The sequence below is a fragment of the Azorhizobium oxalatiphilum genome (assembly GCF_014635325.1).
Classification (GTDB): Bacteria; Pseudomonadota; Alphaproteobacteria; order Rhizobiales; family Xanthobacteraceae; genus Azorhizobium; species Azorhizobium oxalatiphilum.
This window is the reverse complement of record NZ_BMCT01000001.1, coordinates 1,480,672-1,493,995: the sequence shown is the minus strand read 5'-3', so window position 1 is coordinate 1,493,995 and position 13,324 is coordinate 1,480,672. Positions and strand designations below refer to the sequence as shown.

The following is a 13,324-nucleotide window of genomic DNA, read 5'->3' as shown; positions in this document are numbered from 1 at the left end:
CTCCGGTGCCCTCAAACTTCCACCCGCCATGCCAACCAACGGCCGATGCAGGACTTTCTGCGACTTCATTGCTTGAAATAAAAATATATATAATTCAATGGCTTAAAAATTATAAGCCAACATAGCTCCGCCAAGGTCATTCGCTGGCACGCAGGTTGCTAGATCCATTCCAGCCAAGGCGCGGGATACGGAGCAGCACGTCACTTCAGGTTGTATACAATTCTGAAACGAGATCGGAGCAGGCGATGACGGCACTCAAGGCAGCAGTCCACCAGCAGGCGCGGGAAGGCGCCGATCTCTGCGATCTCGGCATTGCCGAGCTTGGTCAACTGATGCGCGAAGGCTCAATATCGCCGGTGGACGTCACCACCGCCTGCCTCGATCGCATCGCGCGCCTCGACGGCAGCCTCAACAGCTTCATCACCGTGACCGCCGAGGCCGCCCTCGCACAGGCCCGCACCGCCGAGGCTGAACTGGCGGCGGGCACGGATCGCGGCCCTTTCCACGGCATTCCCTATGCCCTGAAGGACAATGTGGACACGGCGGGCATCCTGTCCTCCTCCCATTCCAAGATTTTCGCCGACCGCATGCCGCAGGAGAGCGCCACGGTGGCGCGCAAGCTGGAGGCGGCCGGCGGCATCCTCATCGGCAAGACCGCCACCTTCGAGTTCGCCATCGGCGGCCCCTCCTTCGATCTGCCCTGGCCCCCGGCCCGCAATCCGTGGAACCGCGACTATCTGCCCGGCGGCTCCTCCTCCGGCTCGGGTGCTGCGGTGGGCGCGCGCTTCGTGCCCGGCGCCATCGGCACCGACACCGGCGGCTCCGTGCGCTGGCCGGCCGCCATGTGCGGCATCACCGGCCTGAAGCCCACCTATGGCCGCATCAGCCGGCGCGGCGTCCATCCCAACACCTATTCGCTGGATCATTGCGGCCCCATGACCCGCACCGCCGCCGACTGCGCGGCCATGCTGGGCGCCTGCGCCGGCCACGATCCGCTCGATCCCGGCTCCATCGACGAGCCGGTGCCCGACTATCTCGCGGCGCTCACCGGCTCCATCAAAGGCCTGAAGATCGGCCTCGTGCGCCATTGGTACGAGGAAGAGGCCACCGAGGAGGTGATCGCCGCCGTGGATGCCTCGGTCGAGGTGCTGCGCGGGCTCGGCGCCAGCGTCGAGGTGCTCACCCTTGATCCGCTGCGCGATTATGTGGACGCCAAGACCACCATCTCCATCGCAGAGCTGTTCTCCGTGCACGAGGCGGACATCCGCACGCGGCCGCAGGATTTCGGCAAGCTGCTGCGCAGCCGCGTGATGGTGGGCGGCCTCGTGCGCGCGGAGGATTACGTGCAGGCCATGCGCTGGCGCACGGAACTGTGCACCCGCATGATGGCGGCCTTCTCCCGCTACGATCTGCTGGTGACGGCCGGCTGGATGGCGCCCGCCGATCCCGCCATTCCCGATGGCGTGGACTTCTTCAAGAAGCGCCAGCTGGCCACCATGCCGTTCAGCCTCGCCGGTCTGCCGGCGCTGGCCCTGCCCTGCGGCTTCTCCGCCACCGGCCTGCCGCTCTCGCTGCAGATCGCCGGCCGCCCGTTCGACGAAGCAACCGTGCTGTGCGCGGGCGATGCCTACCAGCAGGCCACCGAGTGGCACCTCGCCAAACCTGATCTCGACTGACGACCCGACCGACACGCCCCGCGAGGACGCACGCGTCCTCCCTGTGACCGAAGGGAGCCGAAGACCATGACCAGCACCGTTCCGCCCCGCCCCGCCACCCGCGAGGAAATCGCCGTGCTCGCCCGCAACGCCGGGCTCGACTTGCCGCCGGAGATCTTCGAGGAGCTGGTGCAGGCCTATGGCAACATTGAGCCCATGCTCATGCGCCTGCGCCGGAGCCGCGACCGGGCGGATGAGCCGGCGCATGTGTTCGATCCGCGCAAGTTCATGCCGGAGACGGCGTGAGCCATGGCCGCGCTGCATGAGTTGACCATCGCCGAAGCCGGCCGGCAGTTCCGGGCCGGCACCCTCTCGCCGGTGGATCTGACGGAGGCCTGCCTCGCGCGCATCGATGCGCTGGATGGCGCGCTCAACAGCTTCATCACGGTGACGCCCGAGCGCGCCCGCGCCGAGGCGAAGGAAGCCGAAACCCTGTTCGCGCAAGGCGTGGACAAGGGGCCCATGCAGGGCATCCCCTACGGCCTGAAGGACATTTACGACACCGCCGGCCTGCTCACCACCGCCCATTCCAAGTTGCTGGAGCACCACATTCCGGCCGAGGACTGCACCGTGCAGGCAAAGCTGTGGGCGGGCGGCGGCGTGCTGCTGGGCAAGCAGGCCACCTGGGAATTCGCCATGGGCGGCCCCTCCTTCGACCTGCCCTGGCCGCCGGCGCGCAATCCGTGGGATCTCGGGCGCTCGCCCATGGGCTCATCCAGCGGCGCGGGCGCCTCCATCGCCGCCGGCCTCTGCCCGGCCGCCACCGGCAGCGATACCGGCGGCTCCATCCGCATGCCCGCCGCCGTCTGCGGCATCGCCGGCCTGAAGCCCAGCTACGGCCTCGTCAGCCGCCACGGCGTGCAGCCCAATTCCTATTCCTTCGATCATTGCGGCCCCATGGCCTGGACGGTGGAAGACTGCGCGCTGATGCTCGGCGTCATGGCCGGCCATGATCCCCGCGATCCAGCCTCCATCGATTATCCCGCGCAGGACTACGCCTCCGGGCTCCTCTCCCCCGTCGCCGGCCTGCGTATCGGTGTGGTGCGCCACTGGTATGAGGACGAGCTGGAAGCAGCGCCCGCCGTCATCGCCGCCATGGACGCCAGCATCGCCACCTTCCGCAGCCTCGGCTGCATCGTCACCGAGGTGCGGCTGCCCACCTTGCGCACCTTCACGGATTCAAAGATGCCGCTCACGGCGGGCGAGATCTTCACCTTGCACGAGAAGGATTTGCGCGCGCGCCCGCAAGATTTCGGGCGATCCATGCGCTACCGCATCCTCCCCGGCGCCCTGCTGCGCGCTGAGGACTATGTGCAGGCCATGCGTGCGCGGGCGGAGCTGACCGCCACCGTATTCGCGGTGATGAAGGACGTGGATGTCCTCCTCACCGCCTCCAGCGCCCAGCCGGCCCCGCTGCTGCTGCCAGACGAGCCGCCCACCTTCTTCGGCGCGGCTGCGCCCTCCCTCACCGCGCAGTTCAACCTCACCGGCCAGCCGGCCCTTTCGCTCTGCAACGGCTTCGATGCGGCGGGCCTGCCGCTCGGCATGCAGCTTGCCGGGCGGCCGGGGGAAGACGCGCTTGTGCTCCGCCTCGGGGCCGCCTTCGAGCGCGAGACCGATTTCCGCAGCCGCCGGCCTTCGCTGGAGCAACCGGTGGAGGCCATGGCGGCGCAGTGAAAATGAGCGGCCGCACAAGGCCGCCATCCATCAGGGAAACGCACGACGAGTAACCGGACAAGAGCAGGGGAAGGTTCCGTCAATGAACAGACGTTCGTTTATGCAGCTGCTTTCGGGGGCCTCGGTGGCCGCCGTGTCCCTCATGGACACGGAGCTGGGGCAGATGGTGGGGCTGGGCGCGGGCCCGGCGCAGGCGCAGGGCAAGCCCGGCGTGCTGCGCGTGGCCATGACCGCCGCCGACATTCCGCTCACCACCGGCCAGCCCAGCCAGGGCGCGGAAGGCATCCGCTTCATGGGCATCACGCTCTATGACGGCCTGACCCGCTGGGACCTTTCCAAGTCCGATCAGGCCGCGCAGGTGATCCCCGATCTCGCCGAGAGCTGGACGGTGAACCCGCAGGACCAGAAGGTGTGGACCTTCAAGCTGCGTAAGGGCGTGAAGTTCCACGACGGCTCCGAGTTCAACGCCGATGCGGTGGTGTGGAACTTCGACAAGCTGATGAAGCAGGACTCCCCGCAGTTCGATCAGGCGCAGTCCAACCAGGCCGCCTCCTACGACGCCAACATCGGCTCCTGGAAGAAGATCGACGACTATACGGTGGAAATCGCCACCAAGCGCATCGACGCCGTGCTGCCCTACAATCTCGCCGGCCTGTTTATGTCCAGCCCCAAGCGCTGGGAAGAGCTGGGCAAGGACTGGTCGAAGTTCGCCGAGAAGCCCTCCGGCACCGGCCCATGGATTCTGGAGAGCTTCAAGCCGCGTGAGCGCGCGGAAATGGTCCGCAATGCCGAGCATTGGGACAAGACCCGCGTACCCAAGTCCGAGCGCCTCATCCTGCTGCCCATGCCCGACGCCAACACCCGCGTCGCCGCTTTGCTCTCCGGTCAGGTGGACTGGATCGAGGCCCCCCCGCCGGATGCGGTGCCGCGCCTGAAATCCCAGAAGATGCAGATCGTCACCAATCTGTATCCCCACATCTGGCCGTTCCAGCTCTCCTATCTTGATGACTCGCCGTTCAAGGACGTGCGGGTGCGCAAGGCCGCCAACCTCGCCATCGATCGCGACGGGATCGTGAAGATGCTCGGCGGCCTCGCCGCCCCCGCCAAGGGCATGGTGGACGAGAAGCACCCCTGGTTCGGCAAGCCCACCTTCGAGATCAAATACGATCCTGAAGGCGCCAAGAAGCTGCTGAAGGAGGCGGGCTACGGGCCGGACAAGCCCGTGAAGGCGAAGTTCATCATCTCGCCCTCCGGTTCCGGCCAGATGCAACCGCTGCCCATGAACGAGTTCATCAAGGAGAACTTCAAGGACGTGGGCATCGACCTGGAGTTCGAGGTGCTGGACTGGGAGGCCCTGCGCGCCCGCCGCCGCCTCGGCGCATGGGCTCCGGAAAACAAGGGCCGGCACGGCATCAACAATTCATGGGCCTATTGGGATCCGGACATCGGCCTCATCGGCACCGCCGCCTCCTTCGCCAAGGTGCCCGGCGGCTTCAATTGGGGCGACTTCAACGACGCCAAGACGGATGAACTGTCCACCAAGGCCAAGGCCGCCTTCGATCCCGCCGAGCAGAACAAGATCCTCGCCGAGCTGCACAGCCACATCGTGGATCAGGCCATGTGGATCTGGGTGGTCCACGACCTCAATCCACGCGCCATGCGGCCCAATGTGAAGGGCTTCGTGCAGGCGCAGAGCTGGTTCCAGGATCTCACGCCGGTCTCTGTGACCTGAGCGCTTTCCTGTGACGGGCGGCGCGGCCGCCCGTCACCTGCCGATGCCTGAAAAGGGACGTTTCATGCTCGTCTATGTGCTGCGCCGCATCCTCTACACGGTCCCGATCGCCATGGGCGTCTCGCTCGTGTGCTTCGCGCTGATCCATCTCGCGCCCGGCGACCCCCTGAGCGCCATCATCCCCGAAGGCGCTTCTCCGGAAACCGTGGCGCAGGTGCGCGCCGCCTATGGCTTCGACCAGCCGCTGCCGGTGCAGTATCTCAAATGGCTCCAGCACGTGGTGATGGGGGATTTCGGCAATTCCATCATGACCCAGCGCCCGGTCATGCACGAAGTGCTGCCGGCGCTCGCCAACACGCTGGTGCTCGCCGCCGCCGCCGTGCTGTTCGGCTTTGCGCTGGGCTGCCTGTTCGGCGTCGTCTCCGGCTATCTGGCCGGCAAGCCCACGGACAAGGCAGTCACCGCCGTCTCCATCACCGGCGTCTCCATCCCGCATTACTGGCTGGGCATGGTGCTGATGGTGATCTTCGCCGTGGAGCTGAACCTGCTGCCCGCCACCGGCATGGGCGAAGGCGGCTCCGGCACCTTCGGCCTCGGCTGGGACAGCCTGCAATATCTCATCCTGCCCGCCCTCACCCTCTCGGTGATCCCGGCCGGCATCATCGCCCGTTCCGTGCGCGGCACCATCGCCGAGGTGCGCAAACAGGACTTCATGCAGACCCTGCACGCCAAGGGCCTGCCGGGCCGACGCATCTTCGTGCATGTGGTCAAGAATGCCCTGCCCGCCGTGCTGGCGGTGATGGGCCTCCAGCTCGCGCAATTGCTCGGCGGCTCCATTCTGGTGGAGACGGTCTTCTCCTGGCCGGGCACGGGCTTCCTGCTCAACAACGCCATCTTCACCCGCGACCTGCCGGTGCTGCAGGGCACGATCCTCGTGCTGGCGATGTTCTTCGTGCTCATCAACCTCACCGTCGACGTGGTGCAGACCGCCGTCGATCCCCGCATCAAGCGCGCCTGACGGGAGAGCGAACCCCATGTCCCAGCCCGCCATCGCCCTCGCCGGCACCAAGGCCCCCGCCAAGGGCAAGCGCCCCGCCACCCGCAGCTTCTGGCGCAATGTGGGCCGCCGCCTGCTGCACGATCCGGTCAGCATGGCCTGCCTCACCATCCTGCTGCTGATCGTGCTCGCCGCCATCTTCGCCCCCTATGTGGCCCCGCACGATCCCTATCGCACCAGCATGGCCCGCCGCCTCATCCCGCCCGGCGATGCCCGCTACTGGCTGGGCACCGACGAGCTCGGCCGCGACCTGCTCTCGCGCCTCATCTATGGCGGGCGGCTGTCGCTGTTCATGGGCTTCGCCCCGGTGCTGCTGGCGACAATGATCGGCGGCCTGCTCGGCGTCATCGCCGGCTATGTGGGCGGGGCCATCAACATGCTGATCATGCGCGTGATCGACGTGTTCTATGCCTTTCCCTCCGTGCTGCTGGCGGTCGCCATCTCCGGCGTGCTGGGGGCCGGCATCGGCAACACCATCTTCTCGCTAACGCTGGTGTTCATTCCGCCCGTCGCCCGCGTGGCCGAGAGCGTAGCCACCCAGATGCGCAACCAGGATTTCGTCGAGGCCGCCCGCGCCACCGGGGCCGCCAACTGGCGCATCGTGCTGGCGCATGTGGTGCCAAACGTCACCGGCCCCATCCTGAGCTACGCCTCCAGCCTGATCAGCGTGTCCATCGTGCTCGCCGCCGGCCTCTCCTTCCTCGGCCTCGGCATCACCCCGCCGGAGCCGGAATGGGGCCTGATGCTGAACACGCTGCGCCAGTCCATCTATGTGGCGCCGCTCAATGCCGTTCTGCCGGGCGTGATGATCTTCATCACCTCCATGTGCTTCAACCTCATGAGCGATGGCCTGCGCAGCGCCATGGACGTGAAGCAGTGAGGGCGCCGGTATGAACCCCTCCCCTTCCTCCCAGAAGAACGGTGTCGCCATGGCCGCCATTCCCAACGAGGTGGATCCGCGCGATCGCGGCGGCCCCGCCCAGCCTCTGCTCATCGTCGAGGGCCTGAAGAAGCACTTTCCCATCCGCGGCGGCCTGCTTGGCCGGCCGCAGGCCTGGGTACAGGCGGTGGACGGCGTTGATCTCACCGTCAACAAGGGCGAGACGCTCGGCATCGTGGGCGAAAGCGGCTGCGGCAAGTCCACCACCGCCCGCCTGCTCATGCACCTCATGATTCCCGATGCCGGCGAGGTGATCTTCGACGGCGAACAGGTGGGCGCCATGCGCGGCCTCTCCGTGCGCGATCTGCGCCGGCAGATGCAGATGGTGTTCCAGGACAGCTATTCCTCGCTCAACCCGCGCATGACCATCGAGGATTCCATCGCCTTCGGGCTGATCTCGCAAGGCAAGAGCCAGAAGGAGGCCAAGACCCGCGCCGCCTCCATGCTGCGCATGGTGGGCCTGACGCCGGACATGTTCGCCCAGCGCTATCCGCACGAACTCTCCGGCGGCCAGCGCCAGCGCGTGAACATCGCCCGCGCGCTCACCATGAGCCCGCGCCTGCTGATCCTCGACGAAGCGGTCTCCGCACTCGACAAGTCGGTGGAGGCGCAGGTGCTGAACCTGTTGCAGGAGCTGAAGCAGAAGCTGGAGCTGACCTACATCTTCATCTCCCACGATCTCAACGTCATCCAGTACATCAGCGACCGGGTGATGGTGATGTATCTGGGCAAGGCGGTGGAGATCGGCCCGGTGGAAGAAATCTACCGCGCGCCCAAGCACCCCTACACCCGCGCTCTGCTCAACTCGCGTCCCTCCATGGACCCGCGCAAGCGCATGGCGGCCCCGCCGCTCTCGGGTGATCCGCCCAACCCCATCAATCCGCCCTCGGGCTGCCGCTTCCGCACCCGCTGCCCCATCGCGGAACAGGTGTGCAGCGAAATCGCCCCGGTGTTGGGCTCGGTGCCGGGGGATGAAGCCCATCCCGTCGCCTGCCACGCCCACCGCCCCGGCTCCGGCCACAACGCAGCGCCTGCGGAAGGAGCCGTCCATTGAGCAGCATCGCAACCCCGGCTGCCGGCCCGCTGGTGGAGGTCAAGGACCTCACCGTCCGCTTCACCGGCCGCGACCTTGATGTGAGCGTGGTCAATGGCGTGTCCTTCACGCTGGAGCGCGGCTCGTCGCTCTGCATCCTCGGCGAGTCCGGCTCGGGCAAGAGCGTGACCATGCGCGCGCTCATGCGCCTGTTCCCGCCCACCGCCCGGCTCGACGGCACCGTGCGCGTGGACGGCATCGACGTGCTGGCCTTGCAGGAGAACCAGCTGCGCCGCATCCGGGGCGGGCTGATCTCCATGATCTTCCAGGAGCCCATGACGGCGCTGGACCCGGTGTTCACCATCGGCCAGCAGATCGCCGAGACGCTGGTCTATCACGAGGGCATCTCCTATCGCGCGGCCAACGCGCGGGCGTTGCAATTGCTGGAGCTGGTGCAGGTGCCCTCCGCCAAGAGGCGGCTGGAGGCCTATCCGCACGAACTGTCCGGCGGCCTGCGCCAGCGCGGCATGATCGCCCTCGCGCTTGCCTGCAAGCCCAAGCTGCTGCTGGCGGACGAGCCCACCACCGCGCTCGATGCCACGGTGCAGATCCAGATCCTGCTGCTGCTGCGCGAGCTGCAACGCGAGATGGGCATGGCCACCATCTTCGTCACCCACGATCTCGGTGTCGCCTGCGAGGTGGCCGACAAGATCGCCGTCATGTATGCGGGCAAGTTCGTGGAGAGCGGCTCTGTCGAGCAGGTGATCGACAATCCGCGCCACCCCTATACGCAGGGTCTGATGAACTCCACCATCCATGCCGACATGCGCGGCGTGGCGCTGGATCCCATCCCCGGCGCGCCGCCTGATCTCACCGACCTGCCGCCCGGCTGCCCCTTCGCCCCCCGCTGCGCGGCCGCCCGCGAGCCCTGTCTTGAGCATATGCCGGAGCTGGTGCTGCTGCCCGGCGGCCAGCAGGCGCGCTGCCTGCAATATGCGCCAGGCTCCGGCTTCGCGCAGGCCCCGGCCCTGAAGGCGAGCTGCGCCGCATAGAGATGAAGATGCATGCTTCCTTCAACCGGGCTGCGCTCGGCCGGGTGGCGCTCGGGCTCGCCATCGGCCTTGCCGGCGGCTGCCTGTTCGCCTGGATCGGCACGCCGCTGCCGTGGATGATCGGCCCCATCGTCTGCTGCGGGCTGGCCACCTTCCTCGGCCTGCCGCTGAAGGCGTCCAGCGAGGGCCGCATCGGCGGCATGCTGGTGCTCGGTCTGGCGCTCGGCCTCTATTTCACGCCCGAGGCGGCCGTGGCCGTGCTGGCGCACCTGCCGGTCATCATCGCCGCCAGCGGCACCACACTGGTGGTTGGCGCGGCTGCCAGTTTCCTGCTGGCACGCACGGCGCGCATCGACCATGTGACCGCATTCTTCTGCAGCGTGCCCGGCGGGGTGGCCGAAATGAGCATGGTGGGCGAGCGCTTCGGCGGCCGCCCCATGCCCATCGCCGTCACGCAGCTTCTGCGCGTGGTCTCCGTCACCATCCTCATTCCCAGCACGCTCACCCTGCTGGGCGCGGGCGGCGGCAGCACCAGCGCGCTGGGCACCCTGCCCTTCTCACCGGGCGGCCTCCTCATCTCGCTCGCCCTCGCCTTCGCCTTCTCCGCTTTGCTGGCGCGTTTTCGCTTTCGCAATGCCTGGCTGCTCGGGCCCATGGCGGTGGGCTGCGTGCTCGGGCTCACCGAGGCGAACCTCTCCTCCGTGCCGCCGTGGCTGTCCGCGCTCGGACAGGTGCTCATGGGCGCGCATATCGGCGCGCAGTTCGATCGCGCGCTCATCACCAGCATGCGCCGCTTCATCCCGGCCGCCCTCGTCAATCTGGCGGTTCTGATGGGCGGCTGCGCCACTGTCGGCGTGCTGGTGGCTTATGCCTCCGGCATCTCGGTCGGCAACATGGTGCTGGCCACCTCACCGGGCGGCGTCACCGAAATGTGCATCACCGCCAAGGTGCTGCATCTCGACGTGCCGATCGTGGTCGCCTTCCACATCGTCCGCATCTTCCTCGTCATCCTGTCAGCGCCCTACCTGTTCCGCCTGTTGCGGGCCGTGGGGGTGATGCCGACGCCACCAAACCATGCCCCCGCGCGCGATACGGCGCGCATGCCTGCCGAATGAGAGGTGTTTCATGAACGGCCCGAGCACCGCCGCCGCCTTCGCCGAGACCGCCACGCCGCTGCATTTCCTGAGCGTCACCGAGGCCTCCCGCCTCATCGGCTCCGGCCGGCTGTCGCCGGTCACGCTGGTGGAAGCCTTCCTTGCCCGCATCGAAGCCATTGACGCGCGGCTCAAGAGCTACATCACCGTAACCGGCACCCGCGCGCTGGAAGCGGCGCAGAAGGCGGAAGCGGAGATCCCCGCCGGCCGCTGGAAGGGGCCGCTGCACGGCATCCCCTTCGCGGTGAAGGACAATTACCACGTGGCCGGCCTGCCCACGACCGGCGGCTCGCGCCTGATGCTCGATTACATGGCGGACGCCACCTCCACCGCCGTGGCGCGGCTTGAGGCGGCAGGCGCCATCCTGCTCGGCAAGCTCAACACCTGGGAGTACGGCACCGGCAATGGCGGCGTCTATCACGACCTGCCCTTCGAAGTGGCGCGCAATCCATGGGATCTCGCCTGCTTCACCGGTGGCTCGTCCACGGGTGCGGGCGCCTCGGTGGCGGCGGGCACCGCCATGTTCGCGCTCGGCTCGGATACGGGCGGCTCCATCCGCCTGCCGGCGGCGGCCTGCGGATTGCAAGGCTTCAAGGCCACCTTCGGCCGCGTGAGCCGCGCCCATTGCCTGCCCAATTGCTGGACGCTGGACCACACCGGTCCGCTCACCTGGACGGTGGAGGACAATGCCATCGTCATGCAGGCCATTTCCGGCTTCGACCCGGCGGACCCCTCCTCTGCCGACGTGGCGGTGCCGGATTATCGCAAGAGCCTGCATGCGGGCGTGAAGGGGCTGGTGATCGGCTTCGTGCGCGACCTCGGCGCGGAAGGCGAGGCGCTGGATGACGCCAACGCGCAGGCGCTGGAAGACGCCGCCCGCGTGCTGGAAGCGCAGGGCGCCATCATCCGCGAGGTCACGCTGCCCGCCCCGCTGGCCCACTACCGCTCTGTCACCAAGGTGATCAACTGGTCGGAATCCTATTCCATCCACGAGCAGGATTTTCTGGAGCGCAGCGCCCTCATGGGGCAGGCCCTGCGCGAGAAGATGATGTCCGGCTTCAATGTGCGCGCCGCCGATTATCTCGCCGCCACCCGCCTGCGCCGTTCGCTCGTGGATGCCACCGACGCGCTGGTACGCTCCTGCGATGCGCTGCTGATCGCCGGCGCCTTCCACGTGGCCCCGCGCTTCGATGCGCCGGACACGGTCACGCCCTTCACCGCCGACACCGCCACCACGGTGTTCAACGTCACCGGCCACCCGGCCCTGTCGGTCTGCACCGGCTATGACCCCGGCGGCCTGCCGCTCAACGCCCAGATCGTCGGCCGCTTCTTCGATGAGGAGACCGTGCTGCGCGTCGCCCAGTCCTATGAGGCCGCCACCCCGTGGCGCAGCCGCCGCCCGACGCTCTGATCCCCGGAGAGACACATGTCCGACCTCCAGACACCCACGATCGAGGAAATCCGGCTCTATGCCGCGCGGCACGGGCTGCAAGGCCTGCCGGAAGACCAGTTCGCCCGGCTCGGCGAGCTTGCCCAGACCGTGCGCGAAGCGGGCCTCGCCTTGCCGCGCATGCCCTCCAAGGAAGACGAACCCGCCCATCTCTTCACCATGACGGCCCCGCGAGGCACGAAATGAAAAAGACCGAACCCTGCTTCCTCACCGCCGCTGAAGCCACCGCGCAGATGAAGGCCGGCACGCTGACCAGCGAGGCGCTGATCCGCTCCTGCCTGGAGCGCATCGAAACCCGCGATCCCGCCGTCAAAGCGTGGCTGCACGTGGATCCGGACCTCGCCATCCGCAAGGCGCGCGAGCTGGACAAGCGCCCGATCATGGGGCCGCTGCACGGCATTCCGTTCGGCGTAAAGGACATCATGGACACGGCGGACATGCCGACCACCTACAATTCGCCCACCTGGCAGGACCACCGGCCCACGCGGGATGCGGCCTGCGTGAACATCGTCCGGCAGGCTGGCGCGGTGATCCTCGGCAAGACGGACACCGTTGAGTTCGCCTTCAACTCGCGCAAGGCGGCGAGCCACAATCCCTACAATCTCGCCCACACGCCAGGCGGCTCGTCCTCCGGCTCGGGCGCTGCGGTGGGCGACTATCAGGTGCAATGCGCCTTCGGCACCCAGACCGCCGGCTCCCACATCCGCCCCGCCTCCTTCAACGGCATCTACGCCATCAAGCCGAGCTGGGGCACGGTGAGCCGCGAGGGCGTGCACCTGATCTCGCCCATCCTCGACACGGTGGGCTGGTATGGCCGCAGCGTGGACGATCTGATCCTCGGCGCGGAAGCCTTCCGCCTGCCGGGCATCGAGAGCCTCAGCCCCCGCGACGTGAAGGGACTGAAGATCGGCTATTGCGAGACGCCCTACTGGTCGCGCGCCGAGACCGGCGCCAAGAAGGCCATGGCGCTGGCGGTGGAGCGGCTTCAGAAGGCCGGCGCCATCGTGGAGGAGATCGTGCTGCCGGCCCATTTCGCCGACATCTCCGAAGCCCACACCATGATCATGTTCGGCGACGGGCGCGTGGCGCTCTATGACGAATATCTGCGTCAGGGGGGCAATCTCCATCCTGAGCTGAAGCTCACCGTGGAGAACGGGCGCGGCGTGACGCCGGAAAAGCTCGTCGCTGCCTATGACCTTGCGGATGCCTGCCGCATGGAGTTCGACGCCATCGCGGCCGGCTATGACGCCGTGCTCGCCCCCGCCGCCACCGGCGAGGCGCCCAAGGGCCTGCATACGGTGGGCGACTGGATCTTCAACGGTCTGTGGACCCTGCTGCACACGCCCTGCGTCGCCATTCCCTCGGTGCTGGGCGATATCGGCCTGCCGGTGGGCGTGCAGCTCGTCGGCCCGCGTTTGTCCGACGCCAAATTGCTGGCGGTCGCGCAGAGCCTCCAGCACGTGCTGGACGATTTCGCCGACACCCGCGCCAAAATCCTCGCCGCCGCCTGAACA

At 67.6% G+C, this 13,324-nt stretch carries 12 protein-coding genes; all 12 read left to right on the top strand.

What is annotated here, in order from left to right; translation table 11 throughout:
• Positions 1-245: 245 nt before the first annotated feature.
• Complete coding sequence (locus IEW24_RS06635) at positions 246-1,676, top strand: amidase (RefSeq protein ID WP_188576531.1); 1,431 nt, start codon at positions 246-248, stop codon at positions 1,674-1,676.
• A gap of 66 nt (positions 1,677-1,742) precedes the next feature.
• Positions 1,743-1,961 (top strand): hypothetical protein, encoded by a 219-nt coding sequence (locus IEW24_RS06630; protein ID WP_188576529.1) that lies wholly within the window; start codon positions 1,743-1,745, stop codon positions 1,959-1,961.
• Positions 1,962-1,964: 3 nt separating this feature from the next.
• The gene (locus IEW24_RS06625; RefSeq protein ID WP_188576527.1) at positions 1,965-3,392 is read left to right on the top strand and encodes an amidase; all 1,428 of its coding nucleotides are present in this window, start codon (positions 1,965-1,967) and stop codon (positions 3,390-3,392) included.
• A gap of 100 nt (positions 3,393-3,492) precedes the next feature.
• On the top strand, positions 3,493-5,124 hold the full coding sequence (locus tag IEW24_RS06620; RefSeq protein WP_244644189.1) for an ABC transporter substrate-binding protein: 1,632 nt from the start codon (positions 3,493-3,495) through the stop codon (positions 5,122-5,124).
• A gap of 64 nt (positions 5,125-5,188) precedes the next feature.
• The gene (locus IEW24_RS06615) at positions 5,189-6,142 is read left to right on the top strand and encodes an ABC transporter permease (RefSeq protein ID WP_188576525.1); all 954 of its coding nucleotides are present in this window, start codon (positions 5,189-5,191) and stop codon (positions 6,140-6,142) included.
• Between the two features lie 16 nt (positions 6,143-6,158).
• A complete protein-coding gene (locus IEW24_RS06610) occupies positions 6,159-7,061 on the top strand; it encodes an ABC transporter permease (protein ID WP_188576523.1) in 903 nt (300 codons plus the stop codon).
• 49 nt (positions 7,062-7,110) lie between these two features.
• Positions 7,111-8,175 (top strand): ABC transporter ATP-binding protein, encoded by a 1,065-nt coding sequence (locus IEW24_RS06605; protein WP_188577440.1) that lies wholly within the window; start codon positions 7,111-7,113, stop codon positions 8,173-8,175.
• Complete coding sequence (locus IEW24_RS06600) at positions 8,172-9,206, top strand: ABC transporter ATP-binding protein (RefSeq protein WP_188576521.1); 1,035 nt, start codon at positions 8,172-8,174, stop codon at positions 9,204-9,206. Before IEW24_RS06605 ends, IEW24_RS06600 begins: the two co-directional genes overlap by 4 nt.
• A gap of 8 nt (positions 9,207-9,214) precedes the next feature.
• Complete coding sequence (locus IEW24_RS06595) at positions 9,215-10,321, top strand: AbrB family transcriptional regulator (protein ID WP_188576519.1); 1,107 nt, start codon at positions 9,215-9,217, stop codon at positions 10,319-10,321.
• 10 nt (positions 10,322-10,331) lie between these two features.
• Positions 10,332-11,771 (top strand): amidase, encoded by a 1,440-nt coding sequence (locus IEW24_RS06590; protein ID WP_188576517.1) that lies wholly within the window; start codon positions 10,332-10,334, stop codon positions 11,769-11,771.
• A gap of 15 nt (positions 11,772-11,786) precedes the next feature.
• On the top strand, positions 11,787-11,996 hold the full coding sequence (locus IEW24_RS06585; protein ID WP_188576515.1) for a hypothetical protein: 210 nt from the start codon (positions 11,787-11,789) through the stop codon (positions 11,994-11,996).
• Positions 11,993-13,321 carry an amidase gene (locus IEW24_RS06580; protein WP_188576513.1) on the top strand — a complete coding sequence of 443 codons (1,329 nt, stop codon included), beginning with the start codon at positions 11,993-11,995 and terminating at the stop codon, positions 13,319-13,321. Before IEW24_RS06585 ends, IEW24_RS06580 begins: the two co-directional genes overlap by 4 nt.
• Positions 13,322-13,324 lie beyond the last annotated feature (3 nt).

What these genes read in the sequence shown, in the direction of transcription:
- IEW24_RS06580 (WP_188576513.1), top strand. Translation starts at nt 11,993, where the DNA reads ATGAAAAAGACCGAACCCTGCTTCCTCACCGCCGCTGAAGCCACCGCG.
- IEW24_RS06625 (WP_188576527.1), top strand. Translation starts at nt 1,965, where the DNA reads ATGGCCGCGCTGCATGAGTTGACCATCGCCGAAGCCGGCCGGCAGTTC.
- IEW24_RS06595 (WP_188576519.1), top strand. Translation starts at nt 9,215, where the DNA reads ATGCATGCTTCCTTCAACCGGGCTGCGCTCGGCCGGGTGGCGCTCGGG.
- IEW24_RS06610 (WP_188576523.1), top strand. Translation starts at nt 6,159, where the DNA reads ATGTCCCAGCCCGCCATCGCCCTCGCCGGCACCAAGGCCCCCGCCAAG.
- IEW24_RS06635 (WP_188576531.1), top strand. Translation starts at nt 246, where the DNA reads ATGACGGCACTCAAGGCAGCAGTCCACCAGCAGGCGCGGGAAGGCGCC.
- IEW24_RS06585 (WP_188576515.1), top strand. Translation starts at nt 11,787, where the DNA reads ATGTCCGACCTCCAGACACCCACGATCGAGGAAATCCGGCTCTATGCC.
- IEW24_RS06620 (WP_244644189.1), top strand. Translation starts at nt 3,493, where the DNA reads ATGCAGCTGCTTTCGGGGGCCTCGGTGGCCGCCGTGTCCCTCATGGAC.
- IEW24_RS06605 (WP_188577440.1), top strand. Translation starts at nt 7,111, where the DNA reads ATGGCCGCCATTCCCAACGAGGTGGATCCGCGCGATCGCGGCGGCCCC.
- IEW24_RS06590 (WP_188576517.1), top strand. Translation starts at nt 10,332, where the DNA reads ATGAACGGCCCGAGCACCGCCGCCGCCTTCGCCGAGACCGCCACGCCG.
- IEW24_RS06615 (WP_188576525.1), top strand. Translation starts at nt 5,189, where the DNA reads ATGCTCGTCTATGTGCTGCGCCGCATCCTCTACACGGTCCCGATCGCC.
- IEW24_RS06630 (WP_188576529.1), top strand. Translation starts at nt 1,743, where the DNA reads ATGACCAGCACCGTTCCGCCCCGCCCCGCCACCCGCGAGGAAATCGCC.